This window comes from Psychrobacter sp. HII-4 (assembly GCF_904846595.1).
Classification (GTDB): domain Bacteria; phylum Pseudomonadota; class Gammaproteobacteria; order Pseudomonadales; family Moraxellaceae; genus Psychrobacter; species Psychrobacter celer.
This window is the reverse complement of the sequence record NZ_CAJHBJ010000006.1, coordinates 81159-100146: the sequence shown is the minus strand read 5'-3', so window position 1 is coordinate 100146 and position 18988 is coordinate 81159. Positions and strand designations below refer to the sequence as shown.

The window sequence follows — 18988 nt, the reverse complement described above, 5'->3', positions numbered from 1 at the left end:
TAATGTCGTGTTGGCAAATAGTAGTCATAAGGTTACTCTATGGTGACTTACGCTACCGCTTAGATATAGTTAAGAAGGTGTTGAATATTCACAAACAGTTATCGCGCGATTGGTATTTCTTTGTCTTGCGTGCTGTGCTGACGCCGACAGATGCTACGCAACATAAACACCAGTAGCAGGTGGCACCACGTAACACCATGTCATACAGAGTATCTTGCATGCCCGTTTTATTGAGGATTGTCTATCTGGGCGCTATGCTTGCGGTGGCCATGGACGATCGGCATCACTGATGATCCACTCTGCCACGTAGCCTGTCGGCGGTAGCTGCCAGTCTGATTGTCCCATCACCTCTAGGATGCGCGCGGTTTTTATTACCTTGCCGCCTTCGGTGACGCCAGTACGCAGTAGGGCGGAGGAGCAGGGTTTGCCCTTGACCCACATTGACTGCTCGATATAGATCCAGCGCTCATCAAACCCCACCACTGTGGTCTTGAGCGTGACTTTATCAAAGGCGCGAATACGCTTGCGGTATTGGATGGTACTGCCAGCGACCACCAAGCCCCAACGCTGCTTGAGCAGCTGACGACCCAGCCCGCTTCGTACTGCAAAGTCCGTACGACCCAAGTCATACAGAGTGAGGACGCGGCCATTATTCATCTCAAGGAAGTTGTCGATATCTGACAGACGACAGCGAAAATGGATTTCGCTGGTATCTTTAAACGTTAAGGTATGGCCTCTTTTTGCTTGTAGCGCAGCATGCGCGATGGTGCTGGCATAACGAATAAATGGATACATAGGACAGTCTCAAAGGGTCAGTAGTCTTAAAAGACCAGTAGTCTCAAAAGACAGGGAGTCAGGTAAAAGGTAACGCTGGCGGGATACGATAAAATGCCGCCCGCTCGATTATCACGCCGCAGAGGGCACGCCAATGTGTTTAAAGTACGCACAGACGGTTTCGGGTAACCAATTGATATCAAATCGGGACTGTGTATACAGAGGCGTCGATTTGTCTTTGCTCGTGCGATAACGAATAAAGCCCACGTGCCCGCCGTGCTCGGTGTCCAAGATAGTGACAGTGTCTGATACGTCATTTTCTGTGGCGGTAAAGCCCAAGAAAGGATCGTCTTTGGCGCTGATGAGCAATAGTGGGCGGGTGACATTGATAAGGTGCGGCAGAGCGGAGGCACTATAGTAATAGTGATTGTTTGAGCGGTAGCCATGACGCGGCGCGGTAAAGATATGATCAAAGTCGCTGATACGATTGACGGCTTTGATGGAGTCAATCTCTTCCTTGGTGATATCGTTGGCCAGTGCTTTTTTGATAATGGGGTTGAGTAGATATGGCGTATAAATGCGATGGCTCAAAAAACTGTGCATACTAAGCGCCGCTGAGGACATATCGACAGGAGCTGAGATAACGGCGGCACCTTTGCAGAGTGCTTTATCACCATATTCACCCAAATATTTGGCGAGCGCGTTGCCGCCAAGCGATACGCCAACCGCATAAATATGAGCATAATGCGCTTGCAAGTTCTCTAACATATGATGCAGCTCTTCGGTGTCACCTGCATTATAAAACACCCGCCCATTGGCCGGGATACCGCCGCAGCTACGGAAGTGCGCGACGACGAAATGCCAGCCTTGCGCATGTATCTGATAGGCCAAAGCCCGTGCGTAATGACTATCACTGCTGCCTTCCATGCCATGAAATAGCACGATGAGTGGTGTTTTTTCTAGCGCGTCATCAGTATTCGCGTTTATAGGATGCGCATCGTAGAAGTCATAAGCGATATCGGTTTCACCCAGTGAGTCTTGTTTGATCACACGCCGATAAGTGGGCGTTTTGGGGGCAAAAAACTTGGGTAAGATACTTTGCAGATGTGGGTTGGTCAGCCAAAACGGTGGCTTAAAAGGGGCAGGCTTGAAGTCTTTGGGTAAATTGGCAGTCAGCATAATCGGTATCTTTTGGTAGCAGAGAGTAAGTGGGGAGAAAATATGAATGAATCATACCGATAGCTGCGCTCAAAACCAATCATTTTCAGTGAACGGTTGGTTACTCAAAATAATAAGTTGCTGCAATACTCATTCGTCTAACACCCGCCCATCCATTACTAGACGCGCTTTTAACGTCTCAATATCCGCCTCGGCAAGGGTGACAGTCAGCGTCACTTGCTTGCTATAAGTCACATCATCAATCTGGCCATTCAAATCTTCTATCACGTAGCGACACTGCGCTTCGGTAGCGAAGGTGGCGAGTATCTGCACTTGGGTTAGCGGCACATAAGGTAGCAATACCATCTCATCGACTGCCGCTTGCGCTGATCCGGCATAAGCGCGAGTGAGACCGCCCGCACCGAGCTTGATACCGCCAAAATAACGCACCACTATAATGATGACATTGCCGATAGACTTGTGCTGCAAGACATTCAATATGGGTCGTCCTGCGGTACCGCTAGGCTCGCCATCGTCGTCGAACCCTGCACTAGTCGTGTTATCAGGGTCGCCGATGATATAGGCCCAGCACCAATGGCGCGCATCAGGATATTGCTCGCGCAGTTGTTCCACGTGAAACATCGCTTGCTCACGCGTAGTCACGGGATAAGCGTAAGCAATAAAGTCGGATTTTTTGATGTGCAGGCGAGCGCTGACCGCACGTTTTAGCGTTTGATAGCTCATATTGTTTTTATGATATGCCTTTTGATGAACAACCTTAGTTTGGGTGGGATATGTTAAACTTGACTCATAAATACGGCTGCCACTATTTTCTATATTTGGCGTGCCCTGTACTTTTATTTCACTATAACAAAACCTCATAATATCAAAGGTAGCAAATAGTATGCGTTTAGATAAATTTATTAGTAAGGCCACGGAGCTGTCGCGTAAAGAGTCCAAAAAGATTCTGCACGCGGGTGAAGTGACGGTCAATGACGCTGTGATTAAAGACCCCGGCTTACATGTCGATATCGTCAATGATGATGTCATGTGGGCAGGCGAGCCTTTATCGGTGGCGACGGGCAATCGTTATATTTTATTGCATAAGCCTGAGGGCTTTGAATGTACCTTAAAGGTCAAGGAGTATCCCATTGTCACCGAGTTGATTGCCGTACCTGAGCTGGGCAGCTTACGTATCGCAGGACGCCTCGATGTCGATACCACAGGTGCGCTACTGATAAGCGATGATGGTGGTTGGATGCACCGCGTTACCAGTCCTAAGCACGAACATGCCAAAGTCTATGAGCTGACGTTGGCTGATCCTATGGATGAAGACGCACAACAAAATGCGATAAAAAAGGTCGCTGAAGGTATCTTGCTAGAAGGCGATTATGAGCCGACCAAACCGGCTATCCTTGAGTTTATCGATGAGACCCATGCGCGTCTAACGCTAGAGCAAGGTAAGTATCATCAAGTGAAACGTATGATGGGTTACTTTGGCAACAGGGTCACAGAGCTGCATCGCGCTAGCATCGGTCATATCACGTTAGAGGGCTTAGAGAAGGGCGATAGTCGCTTTTTGACTCCCGAGGAAGTTGAGAAGTTTTAATGTTTTTAGGCATCAACAAATAGTATCTAAGCATTAAACAGTAACTATGTTAAAACAGTATCTATGTTAAAACAGTATCTATGTTAAATAGTTGATAAATATAAAGCAGTTACTTATAGCAGTCACTTTTATAAAGTAGGCTGCTTTTTTTGGTCTGCAGTTTGCCATAATTTTTTATGGAGCTGTCTGTGTTGCCTATCTCTTAAAGTTGAGTAGCAGTTTTGCAAAATTGACCGCTTAAAGCTTTGCAACATCATTCTTTGTGCTAAAGTCTTGTGATTACTTTAATATACATATTTATATAATATAGTTATTTTATTAAAATCAATTGACCAAAGAAACCAATAGGTTGTAATAAATAGGATGCCTTCTGTGAAACTATCTGTATTAAAATCTGCTAGCTTGATTACCGCTATGTTATGGGCCACCACCGCTTGCGCGCAGTCTGACGCTACGGACGCTGTCAAGAGTGACACCAGCCCACAAGCGACTCAAATCACGCAAGCACATGGCACGCAAGCGAAGGGCACCGTCAAAGAGTCTATAGATAGTCAGTTGCGGCAACTGCTGACCCAAGCGGGTATCAAAACGCAAATTGACTCTATTGTGCCCTCCAAACTTCCCAATATGTATCAGGTCAACTTAGTAGGACAACTGCCCCTGCATATTACCGAAGATGGCAAATATGTGATTCAGGGTGAGCTACAAAAAAACCCAAGTCAGCGAGTAGTGACTACAACTCCCGCGCGTAGTAGCAGTACGCAAGTTGGTAAGCCTGCCAGTGCTAGCGTTAAGTCCGCTATCCTCGCCAATATGGATGCATTGAAAAACATGAGTGCCAAGACACCGTTCTTTTATACAGCAGTGCCGGGCGTGATTTGGGGTGCTACATTAGAAGGCGTGCCTTTTTTGCTGTCAGATGATGCGCAGTACATCACCGATGGCGAGATTTCAGTGATTGAGAATGGTCAGTTCATGGGTTTGGATGATGACTTTGAAAAAATAAAGAACCAGTCTGTTTTTACGAGTTTAGATGACAACCAACTGATTCATTATCCTGCCACCGCTCCTGAAAGGGCAATCATCTATGTCGCCACTGATGTCAATTGTCCATATTGCAGAAGATTTCATCAGCAATTGCCGATGCTGAATGCGAAGGGTGTAACGGTAAAAACCATCGGTTATCCGATATACGAAGAATCCCCTGAGCAAATGCGTGCCGTCTGGTGCCAGGAAGATGTTGATAGCCGTCGCACAGCTTTGGATCGAGCCATGCTACAGGGTGAGATAACGTCTGCCCCAGCCAGTTGTCAGGTCGATCATGTGACTCCTAACCGCGAAAAAGCGGCAGGGCTTGCGGTGATGGCGACCCCTGCGATATATCGTGAAGACGGTGTCCTTTACCAAGCTAGCTTTGAGAACCCTGAGTTTTTAGAGTTTTTGGGCGTAGAGTAATTATTTGCTCTTAAGTGGCTGTTAAGTGGCTTTGAGTATTTAGACGGCTACAATCCAAAGCGCGCTATAAATCATCGACTTATAGCGCGCTTTTTATGCGAATTAGTTTAGAGTCAGAGAGTTTTTTATAGAGGTCTGTATATAAATTAGATAGGGCGCTACTGACGTAAATTTTGCGTAGTCTCTGTCGGCGCAGGCACAGCAAACAAGGAAAATTAATGTCAGTAGAGCTTAATAAGTCCAGTAGCTATGGACAGTACTCATGGCACGCCCTTTAAGGTAACACCACATCGACGATTTTCCAATCAATCAGACCCTGACGCTGCATCTCGATAGTGAGTGGATAGCCTTTGACTTGTCCACTAATGGTAAAGCAATCGATACCGCAGTAGCTTAAGGTTGGTTGGTCACTGTCAGAGCCTTGCGTGGCTTGTTGTTCAAGTTCAGCCGCTTGTTTGTCCATGATCTGTTGCATTTGGTTTTTGACCACTGCATTGACATCGCCGCGCTGAATGATGAGATCTTGTATGAGATATTTTAGATCGACTTGATTGCTTGCAATAGCCCAAGCCGCTGCCAGCTCTTTGGTCGCGGTATTGGCTTGACCTTGGGTGTTGATGACGGTTTCGATGTTTTGTGCGGTAATGGCACCATTGACGGCCTTTATGATAAAGGTGTTGGCCGCTTGTATTAATGGCTCGCCGCCGAGCTCGGCCACCAACGGGTAGCTGCGTATGGTGGTCGCAAATTGATTGGTGAGCTGGGTTTGTAAGCTTGGCCTGACTTGCTCGTAGTCGATGGCGGCCGCAATCGCCGCACCGTCGTTGGCATCATAGGCGTTTTTGAGCTGATAGGCACTGTAGTAAGGCGAGCCTGCATAAACTGTCACCGCAATGACGATCAATAAAACCAACAGCTTTTTCATAAAAAATACTACCTTATCGCCAATCTAAAAGCCTAAATTTAAATGCGTACGAATATGGCGATAAATACTAGCATGAAGGCCTGCCAAAAAGGTATAAAAACCTTTGTGCTATTCTTAACGAACTCTGTTTTGGGAGCCCATCATCTTCTGTCCGACAATTTCGCCTCTAATGCGCTTGATAAATCACCTTGCCATCTCCATAAATAGCGCAAACTTTTAATAATTGATTTGGCTAAGCAGCACCCCGCCGCATTCGCTTGTACGATTCAGATGATTCTCTTCTTTGCTTTTTATTGTCTCGCCATGTTTCATGTGAAACAGCATTGCGAGTCTGAATAGCAACAGACGATAATTTCTATGGGTTGATGAATCGATCGATCGGCGGCCCTGCGAAGACGATAGGAGAGCCCATGAGTAAGCGCGATTTTTATGAAGTATTAGGTATCAGTAAAACCGCTGACAGCAAAGAAATTAAGCGAGCCTACCGCAAGCTGGCTATGAAATACCATCCAGATCGCAACTCTGATGACCCTGATGCCGAAGAAAAGTTCAAAGAAGCATCGATGGCGTATGAGGTGTTGAGCGATGAAGAAAAGCGCTCAGCCTATGATCGTATGGGTCATGCGGCGTTTGAAAACGGCATGGGCGGCGGCGGTTTTGGTGGCGGCGGCAACTTCCAAGACATCTTCGGTGATATCTTTGGCAATTTTGGCGATATCTTTGGTCAGTCGCGCGGCGGCGGTGGTCGCTCACGTCGCGGCTCGGACTTGCGTTATGTGATCGAGCTCACCCTCGAAGAAGCGGTACGCGGTACTAAAAAAGAAATCAGCTTTACCGCGCCTGCGCCTTGCGACACTTGTGACGGTAAAGGCGCAAAAGACGCCTCTGACGTGGTGACGTGTGAGATGTGTCATGGTCAAGGCCAAGTACGTATGCAGCAAGGCTTTTTTGCTGTACAGCAGTCCTGCCCGCAGTGTGGCGGCTCAGGTAAGCAAATCAAAAACCCATGCCCTGACTGTCATGGTAACGGCGTCAAGGACAAGTCACGCACGCTTGAAGTCTCTATCCCAGCCGGCGTCGATGATGGCGACCGAGTTCGTCTCGCAGGTGAAGGCGAAGCGGGTGGCGCTGGCGTACAAAATGGCGACCTGTATGTCGAGGTACGCGTCAAACCTCATGACGTCTTTACTCGCCAAGGCGCGGATCTGTATATGGACGTGCCCGTCAGCATCACTGATGCCGCTTTGGGTAAAGAAGTGGAAATCCCAACCTTGGATGGTAAAGTCAAAATCAAGGTCGCTGAAGGTACGCAAAGTGGCAAGCTATTACGCGTGCGCGGTAAAGGTGTAACGCCAGTACGCACTACCATGAAAGGTGATCTGATCTGCCGTGTGGTCATTGAGACGCCCGTGAACCTAACGCGTGAGCAAAAAGACCTATTGCGTCAATTCCAAGACACACTAGATGGTGATAGCAAGCATCAGCAGTCGCCGCACAAAAAATCTTTCTTTAAAAAGATCGGCGATCTATTTGATTGATCAAAGGGTTTTCATCACGTTGATCACGCATGTGGCTTAATGAATCAATAACAGACCCCTAGTGTTTCACGTGAAACGCTAGGGGTTTTTAATGGGTGTATAAAAAACCACCCATGCAGGGATATTTGCTAAACTTAGGATAAATGATCTATAAGCAACACCGTGCTAAAAACATAAATATCTAGGACAAAACATGACTCAACAAACCAAAAAACAAACGCAAGAACAAACCATCAAAGTCGGCGTCATCGGTGCTGGTGGCCGTATGGGGCGCATGCTCATCGAAGCGGTACAAGACAACCCACAAACGACACTGAGCGCCGCGATTGAACGTCAAGGCTCAAGCCTTGTCGGTGCAGATGCGGGCGAGGTCGCGGCGATTGGGCATTTAGAGGTGCAAATCGTCGATGATTTAAAGGCAGTGATTCATGACATCGATGTGCTGATTGATTTTAGCTTGCCCGATGCCACTGAGCAAAACATGCAAGTTTGTGCGGCAAATGACGTTGCGATGGTGATCGGCACCACAGGTTTTAATGAGCAGCAAGAGCAAGTGCTAAAAACTGCCAGCGAGCAAATCGCTATCGTCTACGCAGGCAACTATTCAACGGGCGTTAATTTATCGCTAAAGCTGCTCGGTATGGCAGCCAAAGCCTTTGGTGATGACGCCGATGTTGAGGTCATCGAAGCCCATCATAAGCACAAAATCGATGCACCATCGGGCACCGCCTACATGATGGCAGAAGCAGTGGCCGACGCGCGCGGACAGAGATTAAAAGACGTCGCTGTCTATGGCCGTGAAGGGCAGACCGGCGAGCGCGAAGCGGGTAGCATTGGCATTCATGCGATACGCGGCGGTGAGATCATCGGTGATCATACGGTGATGTTTATCGCTGATGGTGAAGTGGTCGAGATTACCCACCGCGCCCGTGCACGTATGACCTTTGCCGCTGGTGCAGTACGCGCCGCAACTTGGGTAATTGAGCAGGGCGCTGGGCAATATAATATGCAAGATGTACTGGGTCTGAATGACCAGTATTAGACCATTTAACGTGAGTGAGGTTGTTATGGAAAACAATGCCAGTATTACCATCAAAAATTTTAAAAGCTATAAAGATGCAACCTTACCTTTATCACCTTTGACTCTATTGATAGGGGCGAATGCGTCAGGCAAAAGTAACGCTATCGAGGCATTTCGCTTTTTAAGTTGGGTCGCTGGTGGTGAGCGTTTATCGACACTCAAAAATAGAGTTAATGATAGTGATAAAGTCGTTCGAGGCAGTATTAAAGATTTAGCGTTTAATTCAATGGAACGATTTGCCTTAATATTTCAAAACGAAGATATAGAATATGAAGGTGTCTTTAACGTTAGCTCGAATAGTATAGAGCTCAAGAGTGAAGTTATACGTTCACAAGAAAATAAAATATTTGTATTAAAATCTCTAAAGCCACCTTACTTTGATAAGATCTCAAAATTTCTTACTACGGATTTAATAGATGAAGTAAACAAAATTGCAAAACGTAATAATGGATTGGAGAACTTTCGCAGCTCTGACATAGATAATCATATTACTATTCATAAAAATAAGAATAGCGATATATCTGAATTTCTTATGGTTGATAAAAATATAGCTATATTAGACCATCTTCATGAGAATAAAAATAAGGCATGGGTTGACTTTTACGATATCCGAAAGTTTCTACAACAATCTTTCTTCTTCGATTTTATACCGAATAACATGCGCATTGATAGTATTTCAGATAGCAGCTTAAGACCAAACGGCTCTAATATCGCAGGCGTTTTATACGGTATTTGTGAAGAGAAAAAAAAGAAAGATAAGTTATTATTATTAGTCCAAAGTCTACCGGAACAAGATATTACAGATATCAAATTTTATAAAGACCATCGTGATCGTATAGAATTCGCTCTAGTAGAAAGCTTTGGTGGTGTTGATAATGAACGTACAATGGATTTACTATCAGACGGTACTCTAAAAGTATTAGGCATAGCAGCAGCACTACTGTCTGTGCCAGAAGGGTCAACGGCAATCATCGAAGAGATTGACAACAGTATTCACCCTACACGTGCACATGAAATATTGAGCTTAATGCGTCAGTATGCAGAAGAACGCAATATAAATCTATTGTTATCAACGCACAACCCTGCATTGATGGATGCATTACCTGACGAGGCGCTGGCGGATGTTGTCTTTTGCTATAGAGATCCGAAAGAGGGTGATAGTAAGTTGGTTAGATTGGGTGACTTAGATGACTATCTGGGCCTAGTAGCTCAAGGAACGCTTGGCGACTTAGTGACTCAAGGTATCGTTGAACGTTTTATCAAGCATCCAACAACCAGTGAGCAACGTAAACAGCAAGCGCTCAGTTGGCTTAATCAGCTACAAGGAGCTGATTAAATGACAGACATTTGCATATTGGATACGACTATTTTACTGAATATTTTAGATGTACCTAATCGAAACAACGAAAAAAACAATGTCATGGCCGATTTTAAAACTTATATAGAATCGGATTGTCGATTTATCATACCATTCGTAGTAGCGGTCGAGGTTGGTAATCATATTAGCCAAAATGGTGATGGGACCATGCGTCGACAAGCTGCTACAAGATTTGTTGATATGATGCAAAAGACATTTAATGGTGATTTACCATTTGAGATAAGTAATTTTGAATTGAAGTTGGAATGGCAGAAGTGGATTACTGAGTTTGTCGATAAAGCAGGACAGAACAAAACACCTCATAAACCCAATGAAGGTATGAGTTTGACAGACTTGTCTATTATCAAAGAGTATGAAGATATTCAGGCCAAGAACAAAGCAAACAGGCGCACACACGTAGAAGTGTTTATTTGGTCACTTGACTCGGATTTAACTGCTTATGGACGCTCTTGTTAAAAAATTAACAACGCCATTACTGGTTACAGCCGCAAGTATTATACTGAGCACTTCGGCTATCGCTGCTGTTTCTCAAACCTATGTGATTGACACTTACGGCGGTGCCACGCTCCTGCCAACAGTAAGGCAACAACTCAATAGTAGCGCTGATGGCGGCACCGTCAGCATCTACCAAGGTAAGCTAGTACTAATAACAACACCCCGCAATTATCAAATGATACAGCAGCTACTCACGCAGATTGACCGTCAGCCACAAGCGCTCACAGTCGCTGTGCGTGTTGGCAATAGCAGCAGCGTTCAGGATAATACTCGGCAGGGTCAGGTTATTATTACCAGTCGCGGTATCCAAGGTGCAGGCGTAATCAATCAATATAACCGCCAGCAACAAGGTAGTAGCTTGTATCAAGTACAAACGCTGTCTGGCAGCGCCGCTAGTATCAGTACAGGCACGCTCTATTCATTGACGCAGAACTATCGTGCCACTATTCAACCGAATTATCATTATCCCATTGACCGTCAGCCAAACGCGCAGATTATTATTCAGCAGCGGGTACTACTGCCAACGACGCAAGGCATTGCTGTCACACCGCGTCTACTACCGAATGGTCAAGTCGAAGTGAGGTTGTCACAAGTTGAAGAGCGACTGGCGCGATCCAACTCATCCTACAATAGGTACGGCACGAGCAGTAATAGCATTCAAAGTCAAAGTCTGAACAGTACAATCATTGTGCCGCGCGGACAATGGGTGACGATCGGTGAGATTTCACAACGCTCAGTCAATAGCAGCAGTCGAACGGTCAAGAGCACTAACACGGTACCGATTGAGTTGTTGGTTCAATAGCTCATTACGCAAATGGCTAAATACAAAAAAGCGCGGTGCTGTTATTCATAGCACCGCGCTTCTCTATAGATAGTAGTCGTAAAGACTAGTCAATATAAACTACTTCAAGCGGCGGAAAGCCATTAAACTCGACTGAAGAATACGAGTTGGTATAAGCGCCCGTGGTCAGCCAATAGATTTTATCGCCAATCTCCAGCTCTTCTGGTAGCTGATAGCCCGCTTCTTCGTACATGATGTCGGTTGAGTCGCACGTCGGGCCTGCCAGTACTACGGTGCCTTCGCTTGTTGACGTTTCCATTTTTGGCGTATACACAGGATATTTGATGGCTTCGCCTAGCGTCTCGATCAAGCCTTGGAATAAACCAACATCCGTATATACCCAGCGCGCCAAATCAGTGTCTGACTTACGAGAGATTAGTACCACATCACTGACCAAGACACCAGAACCACCGACGAGTGAACGGCCTGGTTCTAAAATAATCTCAGGCATCTCGTCATCATTATAATCATCAGTCAAATAGCTGGTAATCTCTTCTGCATAGACCTTAATAGGATTGACTTCGCTGATATAGTTGGTTGGGAAGCCGCCACCTAGATTGATCATCTGTAGCTTGATGCCTTCTTCGTTCTTCATCCAGTCAAACATATATTTAACTTTGGCTAATGCATCATCCCAAGCGGCCACGTCTTTTTGCTGGCTGCCGACATGGAACGAGATGCCATAAGGCACCACACCCAGCTCACGTGCCTGAATGAGTAGATCAATCGCCATATTGGGATGGCAACCAAACTTGCGCGACAGCGGCCATTCAGCGGTTTCTGACCCTTGTACTAAGATGCGTACAAACACTTTAGAACCCGGTGCATGTTTGGCGATATTTTTAAGATCGGCTTCTGAATCAGTCGCATATAGCTCGATGCCTTTATCAAAAGCATACTTAACATGGTCGGCTTTTTTGATGGTGTTACCATAAGAAATGCGCGATGGTTCAACGCCGCAATTAAGCACGCGGTCCAGCTCATAGATGGAAGCACAGTCAAAGTTTGAACCCAGCTCTGCCAATAGATCGATGACTTCAACCGCTGGGCTGGCCTTCATGGCATAGTGGATTTTTGCTTTTGGAAACAGACTGACCATCTCATGATACTTGGCTTTGATACGACTAAGATCCACCACCAAAAATGGGGTTTCGCGACCTTCAGCGGCTTTGGTAAATTTCTGCCAAGCGGCAGAGTCAAAATATTGGTCAATTTTGATCATCGTCATATAAAAAACCTTTGGTAAAAGCGAATAGCAAATATGCTTGGCTTATGCGTTAGTGGTTTGCGGCTGTTGTTCAGCAGCATGTGCGCCTTGTTTTTCGCGGATTTTGATTACTTTACGTACTTTATCGCGTGCTCTTGTTTGCTTGAGACGAGACAAATAATCGACAAAAATGACCCCATTTAAGTGGTCCATTTCGTGCTGGATACATACTGCGAGCAGGCCTTCGACCTCTTCGTCTATCTTGTCGCCGTTTTCGTCTAGGGCTTCGATGCGAACCTTGGTCGGACGCTCGACTTTGTCATAGACATCTGGCACTGATAGACAGCCTTCTTCGTACGGTTGTTTTTCTTCAACCAGTGGCGTCACTTTTGGGTTGATAAACACGCGCGGCTGGCTTTTATCTTCAGATAAATCCATGACGATTAGCTGAATATGGCGATCCACTTGACTGGCTGCCAAACCGATACCTTGGGCATCATACATGGTTTCAATCATATCGGCGATCAAGGTTTTGATTTCAGCAGTCACTTCCTTGACAGGCTCAGCGATCGTACGCAAGCGCGGATCTGGATAGTTTAAAATAGGGAGTAATGCCATAATGCTTACCTCAATGCTAAGGATAAAGTAGGGTATATATTATAAGGTAAATGGGGACAAAAGTAATGCTTATCAATACTTTCCCCTTATGTTCGCGGGCATTAGAATTTATGCCGGTACATACAAAAGCCCTGCTAATCGCAAGGCTTTTGGGTAAGATACATACTTTTGCTCGATGAGTTTTGCTTGATTGATTTTGCTCAAAACTATCTTTTTTATCAATGCAGTTTTATCAAGTTATCTGTACCAAATTAGCTAAGATGCGTTTCTTATACGCGGCGCTTAGTGACAATCATCTCATACAAGAACAGTAAGATGATGGCACCAATGACAGAGAAGATAAGACCTATAAAGCCGCCGTCAGCATCGATACCGATAAGCCCTGCAATAAAGCCACCGAGCATCGCCCCGACGATACCTAATACAATCGTCATAATCCAGCCCATGGGATCGCTACCTGGCTTGATAGCACGTGCCAATAACCCTGCAACCAAACCGACGATAATCATCCAAATAAAGCTCATATTATTCTCCTAATTTTTTATCATTTATAATTGTGTGATGTGCTTTGATGAATTTATTGTAGTCATTCTAAGGATTGAATAGTAAGCACAAAATGTTATCTGTGTATGGGCTATGTGAGGAAAAACCGCTGTTTGCTATCAAGCAGATGAAATAGGTAAACGGAAGGTTACAAAGGTAGTAAAGTCGCTAACGGGTGGCGAAGATATGTGCTGAAGCAAAAAACGATAAACATCAGACGAAAAAGCGCCGTTTATCATCTATAAACGGCGCAGGTGATAGGCGGCTTATAACAGTGTTAAATACAATAAATCAGATATAGCCAATTGACAATAAAACGGTGATATACGTTTAAACGCGCTACTGGTATCAATTTGACTTGTGTGCTGAGCCTATCGCTTGCGCAGGGCGGTGAGTAGTCGCTGATGAATTCCTTCAAAGCCGCCATTAGACATAATGACGATGGCATCACCTGACTGCGCATACGCACAGAGATGCTCAATAATACCCTCAATACTACAAAGTACTTGCTGATGACCAATGGTACTATCCTCGGCCATCGCGGTATCAATAACTTCTTTAAGCCCCCACTCCAGCCCAGACGGCTCATACCAGAGCGTATCGTCGGCTAGCGCCGCTGACTGTGCAAGGCTTTCTTGATGAATGCCCATCTTCATGGTGTTGCTACGCGGCTCGATGATGGCCCAAATGCGTCGGTCCGCCAGCTTCTTTTTGGCACCGTCTAAGGTAGTGGTGATCGCAGTTGGATGATGGGCAAAGTCATCGAAAACCAAGATATCATCGACATTACCAATCAGTTCCATACGGCGCTTGATACCTGCAAAGTCTGATAGAGCAGCACATGCGGTCTCTACACTCACGCCCACATCGTAGGCGGCGGCGACTGCGACGAGGGCATTGTTGACATTATGCATACCGCTCATCGACCACTCTACAATCGCTGCTGCGTTATCGGCAGGATAGCTGAGCTGAAAACGACTACCGTCAGCGGTTAATAGCTTAGCATGCCAGTCACTACCATCCGTGACGCTGTCTGAGGCAGTGATAGTTGTATCATCAATCGCGGTGCGCCAGACGGGCGTCCAGACACCTTTTGCCAAGGTGTCCTCTAGGCTGGCTGTGGCGGCAGGCATGATGATTTTACCCGTACTAGGAATCATGCGCACCATATGATGGAACTGCGTTTGAATCGCATTGAGATCGGCAAAGATATCGGCATGATCAAACTCAAGGTTGTTTAAGATAGCCGTACGCGGACGATAATGGACAAACTTAGAGCGCTTATCAAAGAATGCAGAGTCATACTCATCGGCTTCGATGACAAAATAGCCGCCGTTTTTATCCTCACTGTCTTTATTCGCTGTAAGTTTGTCTGCACCAAGATAGCTGCTGTGGGCAAACACTTGCTGCAAGTGCGTATCAGGCGTATCGACCAGTGGCACGCCGCCGATCAAAAACCCTGCATCGATACCAGCATAGTGCAGTATCCAAGCGAGCATCGTCGTGGTCGTGGTCTTGCCGTGCGTACCGGCTACCGCGATGACGTGACGAGACTGCAATACTTGCTCAGACAAAAACTGCGGACCTGAGGTGTAGCGCAGTCCTTCGTTTAGCAGGTACTCGATGACATCCATACCGCGTTTCATGGCATTGCCTACCACCACTAAGTCTGGCGCCGGCTGTAAATGCTCGATCAGGTATCCTTCTTCGATGACGACGCCGGCATTTTGTAGTTGGGTCGACATCGGCGGATAGACATTGGCGTCGGAGCCGGTAACCTTGTGCCCAAGCGCCCGCGCCAGCAATGCCAGCGATCCCATAAAAGTACCACAAATGCCAAGGATATGAATATGCATAGACGTTCCGTACGTGCTGAAGTAAAAAGTGGACTCTCAAGCCGGTAGACCCAAAGACATAAGGTCTATCGGGGCAAACTGACTGGCTGAACCTTGCTGTCTAGACTTGCTGATTAGAGTTCGTCTGCAAGGGTGAATGTGCAAACGTTTGGTGCCCAAGAGTGGGATTCATTGTAAAGTAAACGTCGTTCGATGACCAATAAAAAACACCTAATGGGTAGGCGCAGTATTGAGGCTTTATCATAACAGGCATGAGTCAGCAACAAACGGATACGCTATTTACGCGATAAAACATAATCATCATCGAGCTGTTCGTCATTGTCCATCAATATCAGATGATTGTCTTGAATACGGTAGGTCTCTATGTTTTCTTGCTCATAAACGATGGTAATGAGGTCGTTATCTTGACGATAAATGCCAGACTCAATCGTCGGGACTTTGGGCTGGGAAGGGTTTTTATACAGACTGGTTTTTAGGACGGAGCCATCGGCAAATAGGTTTAGGGTGATATCGATACTGTCACAAAAAGAGCAGGGCACCATACCGCCGTAGTCGCCTATTAACGTGGCTTGTAGCGAGCCATAATTGGCGGTGCCTCCATCCCTATCTACAGTGTCAATGCTGCTATCGGCAGTTGATTGCGCTGCCATGATCAGTGAGCGACCTTCTACGGCGTCGAGCTCGTCGGCATCAGCCTTAGATTTAGATAGGCTGTCTGCCAGATCGACGGTAGATGGGCTGCTGTCTGCAGCGTTATTGACCGGCGCAACCTTAGTACTCACTTCTTTATTGGTATTAGAAGAGGCGCTATCGCAGCCAATCACCAACACGCAAAGCGGTATACCTAAGAGCAGACGATGAAAGCGTCTGATCGTCGATACATTAAAAGAGCAACTAGGCGCACGGTATATCATGGTCACACCAAAAACAGTTTTTTAAACAACATCTGAAAAGACTGCCTATCATATCGGCAAGTTCAGGGTATTGTCAAAATCGAGAAGTAATGAAAAAACCAGACAAACCATCAAAAACCATGATTTTTATGAGGCGATTATCATGTGACTCATCGTTGGTTTTGAGGTAGATAAACAGCGTTCAATCGCTTGGCAATTCTTTAAAGCGGCGTATGTCACGCAGGTCTGCTTATCAGCAAATAGAATAAGCTGTGACAAGATATCAAAGGTTTAGAATATCTTTGTAGCGTTTTTGTTATTGGTTATTTTTATAGAATTATGCCATACCGATAGGCGTATCGGTATGGCATGGGGATAATATGGGGATAAAGAGGACTATTTAGAGGCGATAGGACGTACGATACGCCACAACACCAAACCGTGGACGACCAGCAATAGGCTAAACAAAATCAAAGACTGCTCAGGGATGCTCAGTCCCATAAACGTCCAGTCGATAGCGGCGCACTCACCAGAGCCTGCAAAAACTTCTTTAAACACCTGCAAAATAGGTAAGGTATCTAGCCAGTAGTCTAGCCCCGGACCACAAGAAGGCACTTGATCAGCAGGTAGGTGCTGTAGCCAGACGTGACGGCCTGCCACCACAGTCGACCAGCCAATACCCACCAAGCTACCTAGCCATAATACCAGACGCACCGCCATAGATTTGGGGTGAAATAAAGCCGCCATCAGGGCAAACACGCCCATCACAATCAGCCCGATACGCTGAAAAATACAAAGCGGGCAAGGGGTAAACCCCATATAGCGCTGCAAAAAGAACAGCGCAAAGCTCATGCCTATCACGGCCATAACGACCAAAAATACTTGTAGATTGCGGTAGGTGGTCAGCGGTAGCATGGGACAGTCACTCTTATTAGGTCGTTGTCTAAGGTATCAAACCAGTGGTTAAGTTGGTTGCTAGCGGTATTGTTGTAAAAAGTCCATAAAGTCTTCTGTCTCGGCAGACTCAATCTCTGCTTGTTGCAAAATAGACTTTTCTGCCAATACCTCATATTTGGCTTGGGCGTTGGGGCTCAAGGTCTGCTGCAACAACGCGTCACGATGCTGCTCTGCCAAGGTAAAGCCAAGTTGCCATAAGCTGCCCAAGCGTTTGCTATCGGCATTGACTTGCGCCGAAATCGTCGATTCTGGATGACTGGCTTTGCCTTGCATCAAGGCCACGGCTGCTCGGTAGTCATTGCCACCGTAGTGCGCGTCAAATAGCTCGGCAAGTGGTTGCATACGATCTAAATGCATAAGCATCCAGCTCTCAAGCGATTGCTCTTCGCCATTATTGATGATGTGCAAGCCCTCGCGGCGACCTTCGTTTACCACGCGCTCAAGGTTGATTGCCAGCGCTTCTTCTTCCTCAGGGAGCAAGTCAGGCGAGTCATTTAGCAGACAGTACAGCGCCATGACTTCTAAAAAACAAGCGCTAGAGAGACGGATACCGACATCGCTATACGGGTCGAGATCGATGGCGCGAAACTCGACATAGGCGATACCGCGGCGCTCTAGTGCCTCGGTTGGCGTCTCACCGCTCATGGCGATTTGTTTGGGGCGAATAGGACTATAGTACTCGTTTTCTATTTGTAAAATATGATTGTTAATCTGAATAGGATTGCCGTCTGCATCATCCAAACCCAGTTTTTTAAAGCTCTCATGCGGCGTCTGAATCGCGCGGCGCAATCCTTTGATATACTCAGGCAAGTTGTTGTAGCGGATGTCGAGCTGCTCTTGTACGCTGTTGGTATAGCCAAGTTTGCCCATCCGTAGGCTGGTGGCGGTAGGTCTGTAGTAGGTCGAGTCATTGAGGCGCTCTAGGTCATGCTCGCGCCCCGCCAAAAAACACGGACAAACGCTGGGGCTGGCTCCCAATAGATACAGCACCAAGCTGGTTAGGCGCTTAAAATTACGGATCAGTCCAAGATACTTATCGTTTTTAAACTCCGTCAGCGTCAGATTTTGCGCCGCTGGCGTCTTTGCTTGCCAAGCCGCAAACAAATCATCACCAAACGACAAATTATAATGCAAGCCTGCGATGGTCTGCATACGGCGACCATAGCGGATACCAAGCCCGCTGCGATACAGTGTTTTTAACTTGCCCGTATTAGAGCTGCCATAGTCGGCCAGCGGAATATCTTCATCGTTTGATGACAGCATGCACGGCATGGATAACGGCCACATCAGCTCACCCTCAGGCATACCTTGATAAACCAGCAAATGCAGCTGGCGCAGCATGTTTAAGGTTTCTTTGGGAGAGGTTTTTGGGTCAGTGATCAGCTCAAGCAGACTTTCTGAGTAATCTGTGGTAATAAACGGATGAGTAAGTTTGGAGCCCAGTTTGGCTGGATGCGGGGTTTGTGCCAAAAAACCATCAGGTTTAACACGCAAGCCTTCTTTTTCGATACCGCGGAGCATCCCAGTCAGATGCTGATGGTCAAACCAATTGGGGATTTCAAAGTTCACAAAGCTACTCGCAAAATTACTCATAATAGGCATCTATTGTTATTGATTATGGCAGACCAAAACACGACGGGCGTTTGACCATAAAAGAGGT

At 46.4% G+C, this 18988-nt stretch carries 18 protein-coding genes; 7 read left to right on the top strand and 11 right to left on the bottom strand.

Annotated elements, in window-relative coordinates; genetic code table 11:
* Window positions 1-252 precede the first annotated feature (252 nt).
* The 3 genes from JMX98_RS05330 to JMX98_RS05320 all read right to left on the bottom strand — a co-directional run bounded on the left by JMX98_RS05330 (window position 253) and on the right by JMX98_RS05320 (window position 2676).
* A complete protein-coding gene (locus JMX98_RS05330) occupies window positions 253-795 on the bottom strand; it encodes an acyl-CoA thioesterase (protein ID WP_201585124.1) in 543 nt (180 codons plus the stop codon).
* 111 nt (window positions 796-906) lie between these two features.
* The gene (locus tag JMX98_RS05325; RefSeq protein ID WP_201585122.1) at window positions 907-1953 is read right to left on the bottom strand and encodes a YheT family hydrolase; all 1047 of its coding nucleotides are present in this window, start codon (window positions 1951-1953) and stop codon (window positions 907-909) included.
* A 129-nt stretch (window positions 1954-2082) separates the two neighbouring features.
* Window positions 2083-2676 carry a YigZ family protein gene (locus JMX98_RS05320; protein WP_201585121.1) on the bottom strand — a complete coding sequence of 198 codons (594 nt, stop codon included), beginning with the start codon at window positions 2674-2676 and terminating at the stop codon, window positions 2083-2085.
* 160 nt (window positions 2677-2836) lie between these two features.
* Here JMX98_RS05320 and JMX98_RS05315 point away from each other — a divergent pair, with 160 nt between their 5' ends.
* Window positions 2837-3541, top strand: coding sequence for a pseudouridine synthase (locus JMX98_RS05315; RefSeq protein WP_201585120.1), 705 nt, complete (start codon window positions 2837-2839; stop codon window positions 3539-3541).
* A gap of 372 nt (window positions 3542-3913) precedes the next feature.
* Window positions 3914-4996 (top strand): disulfide isomerase DsbC N-terminal domain-containing protein, encoded by a 1083-nt coding sequence (locus tag JMX98_RS05310; RefSeq protein WP_201585119.1) that lies wholly within the window; start codon window positions 3914-3916, stop codon window positions 4994-4996.
* Between the two features lie 274 nt (window positions 4997-5270).
* Here the strand turns inward: JMX98_RS05310 and JMX98_RS05305 are convergent, their stop codons facing one another.
* Window positions 5271-5921 carry a DUF2939 domain-containing protein gene (locus tag JMX98_RS05305; protein WP_201585118.1) on the bottom strand — a complete coding sequence of 217 codons (651 nt, stop codon included), beginning with the start codon at window positions 5919-5921 and terminating at the stop codon, window positions 5271-5273.
* 410 nt (window positions 5922-6331) lie between these two features.
* On the opposite strand from JMX98_RS05305, the gene dnaJ reads away from it, so the two are divergent.
* The 5 genes from dnaJ (at window position 6332) to JMX98_RS05280 (ending at window position 11215) form a co-directional block, all read left to right on the top strand.
* Complete coding sequence (gene dnaJ, locus JMX98_RS05300) at window positions 6332-7459, top strand: molecular chaperone DnaJ (protein WP_201585117.1); 1128 nt, start codon at window positions 6332-6334, stop codon at window positions 7457-7459.
* Window positions 7460-7652: 193 nt separating this feature from the next.
* Entirely contained in the window at window positions 7653-8501 is an 849-nt protein-coding gene (dapB, locus tag JMX98_RS05295; protein WP_201585116.1) for a 4-hydroxy-tetrahydrodipicolinate reductase, read from the top strand.
* 25 nt (window positions 8502-8526) lie between these two features.
* Window positions 8527-9876 (top strand): AAA family ATPase, encoded by a 1350-nt coding sequence (locus JMX98_RS05290; protein ID WP_201585114.1) that lies wholly within the window; start codon window positions 8527-8529, stop codon window positions 9874-9876.
* A complete protein-coding gene (locus tag JMX98_RS05285) occupies window positions 9877-10374 on the top strand; it encodes a hypothetical protein (RefSeq protein WP_201585112.1) in 498 nt (165 codons plus the stop codon).
* Complete coding sequence (locus JMX98_RS05280) at window positions 10358-11215, top strand: hypothetical protein (protein ID WP_201585110.1); 858 nt, start codon at window positions 10358-10360, stop codon at window positions 11213-11215. Before JMX98_RS05285 ends, JMX98_RS05280 begins: the two co-directional genes overlap by 17 nt.
* 85 nt (window positions 11216-11300) lie before the next feature.
* On the opposite strand, the gene JMX98_RS05275 is transcribed toward JMX98_RS05280, so the two are convergent.
* The 7 genes from JMX98_RS05275 to gshA form a co-directional block, all read right to left on the bottom strand.
* Window positions 11301-12476, bottom strand: coding sequence for a type III PLP-dependent enzyme (locus tag JMX98_RS05275; RefSeq protein ID WP_201585153.1), 1176 nt, complete (start codon window positions 12474-12476; stop codon window positions 11301-11303).
* A 48-nt stretch (window positions 12477-12524) separates the two neighbouring features.
* Window positions 12525-13079, bottom strand: a complete 555-nt coding sequence (gene def, locus JMX98_RS05270) for a peptide deformylase (protein ID WP_105244481.1) — start codon at window positions 13077-13079, stop codon at window positions 12525-12527.
* A 269-nt stretch (window positions 13080-13348) separates the two neighbouring features.
* Window positions 13349-13603, bottom strand: a complete 255-nt coding sequence (locus tag JMX98_RS05265) for a GlsB/YeaQ/YmgE family stress response membrane protein (protein ID WP_198336133.1) — start codon at window positions 13601-13603, stop codon at window positions 13349-13351.
* A gap of 390 nt (window positions 13604-13993) precedes the next feature.
* Window positions 13994-15478 carry a UDP-N-acetylmuramate:L-alanyl-gamma-D-glutamyl-meso-diaminopimelate ligase gene (gene mpl / locus JMX98_RS05260; protein ID WP_201585108.1) on the bottom strand — a complete coding sequence of 495 codons (1485 nt, stop codon included), beginning with the start codon at window positions 15476-15478 and terminating at the stop codon, window positions 13994-13996.
* 275 nt (window positions 15479-15753) lie between these two features.
* Window positions 15754-16392: a copper resistance protein NlpE N-terminal domain-containing protein gene (locus tag JMX98_RS05255; protein WP_227680040.1), complete on the bottom strand. Its 639-nt coding sequence runs from the start codon at window positions 16390-16392 to the stop codon at window positions 15754-15756.
* 375 nt (window positions 16393-16767) lie between these two features.
* Window positions 16768-17286, bottom strand: a complete 519-nt coding sequence (locus JMX98_RS05250) for a disulfide bond formation protein B (RefSeq protein ID WP_192994504.1) — start codon at window positions 17284-17286, stop codon at window positions 16768-16770.
* 60 nt (window positions 17287-17346) lie between these two features.
* Window positions 17347-18921, bottom strand: coding sequence for a glutamate--cysteine ligase (gene gshA / locus JMX98_RS05245; RefSeq protein ID WP_201585106.1), 1575 nt, complete (start codon window positions 18919-18921; stop codon window positions 17347-17349).
* Window positions 18922-18988 lie beyond the last annotated feature (67 nt).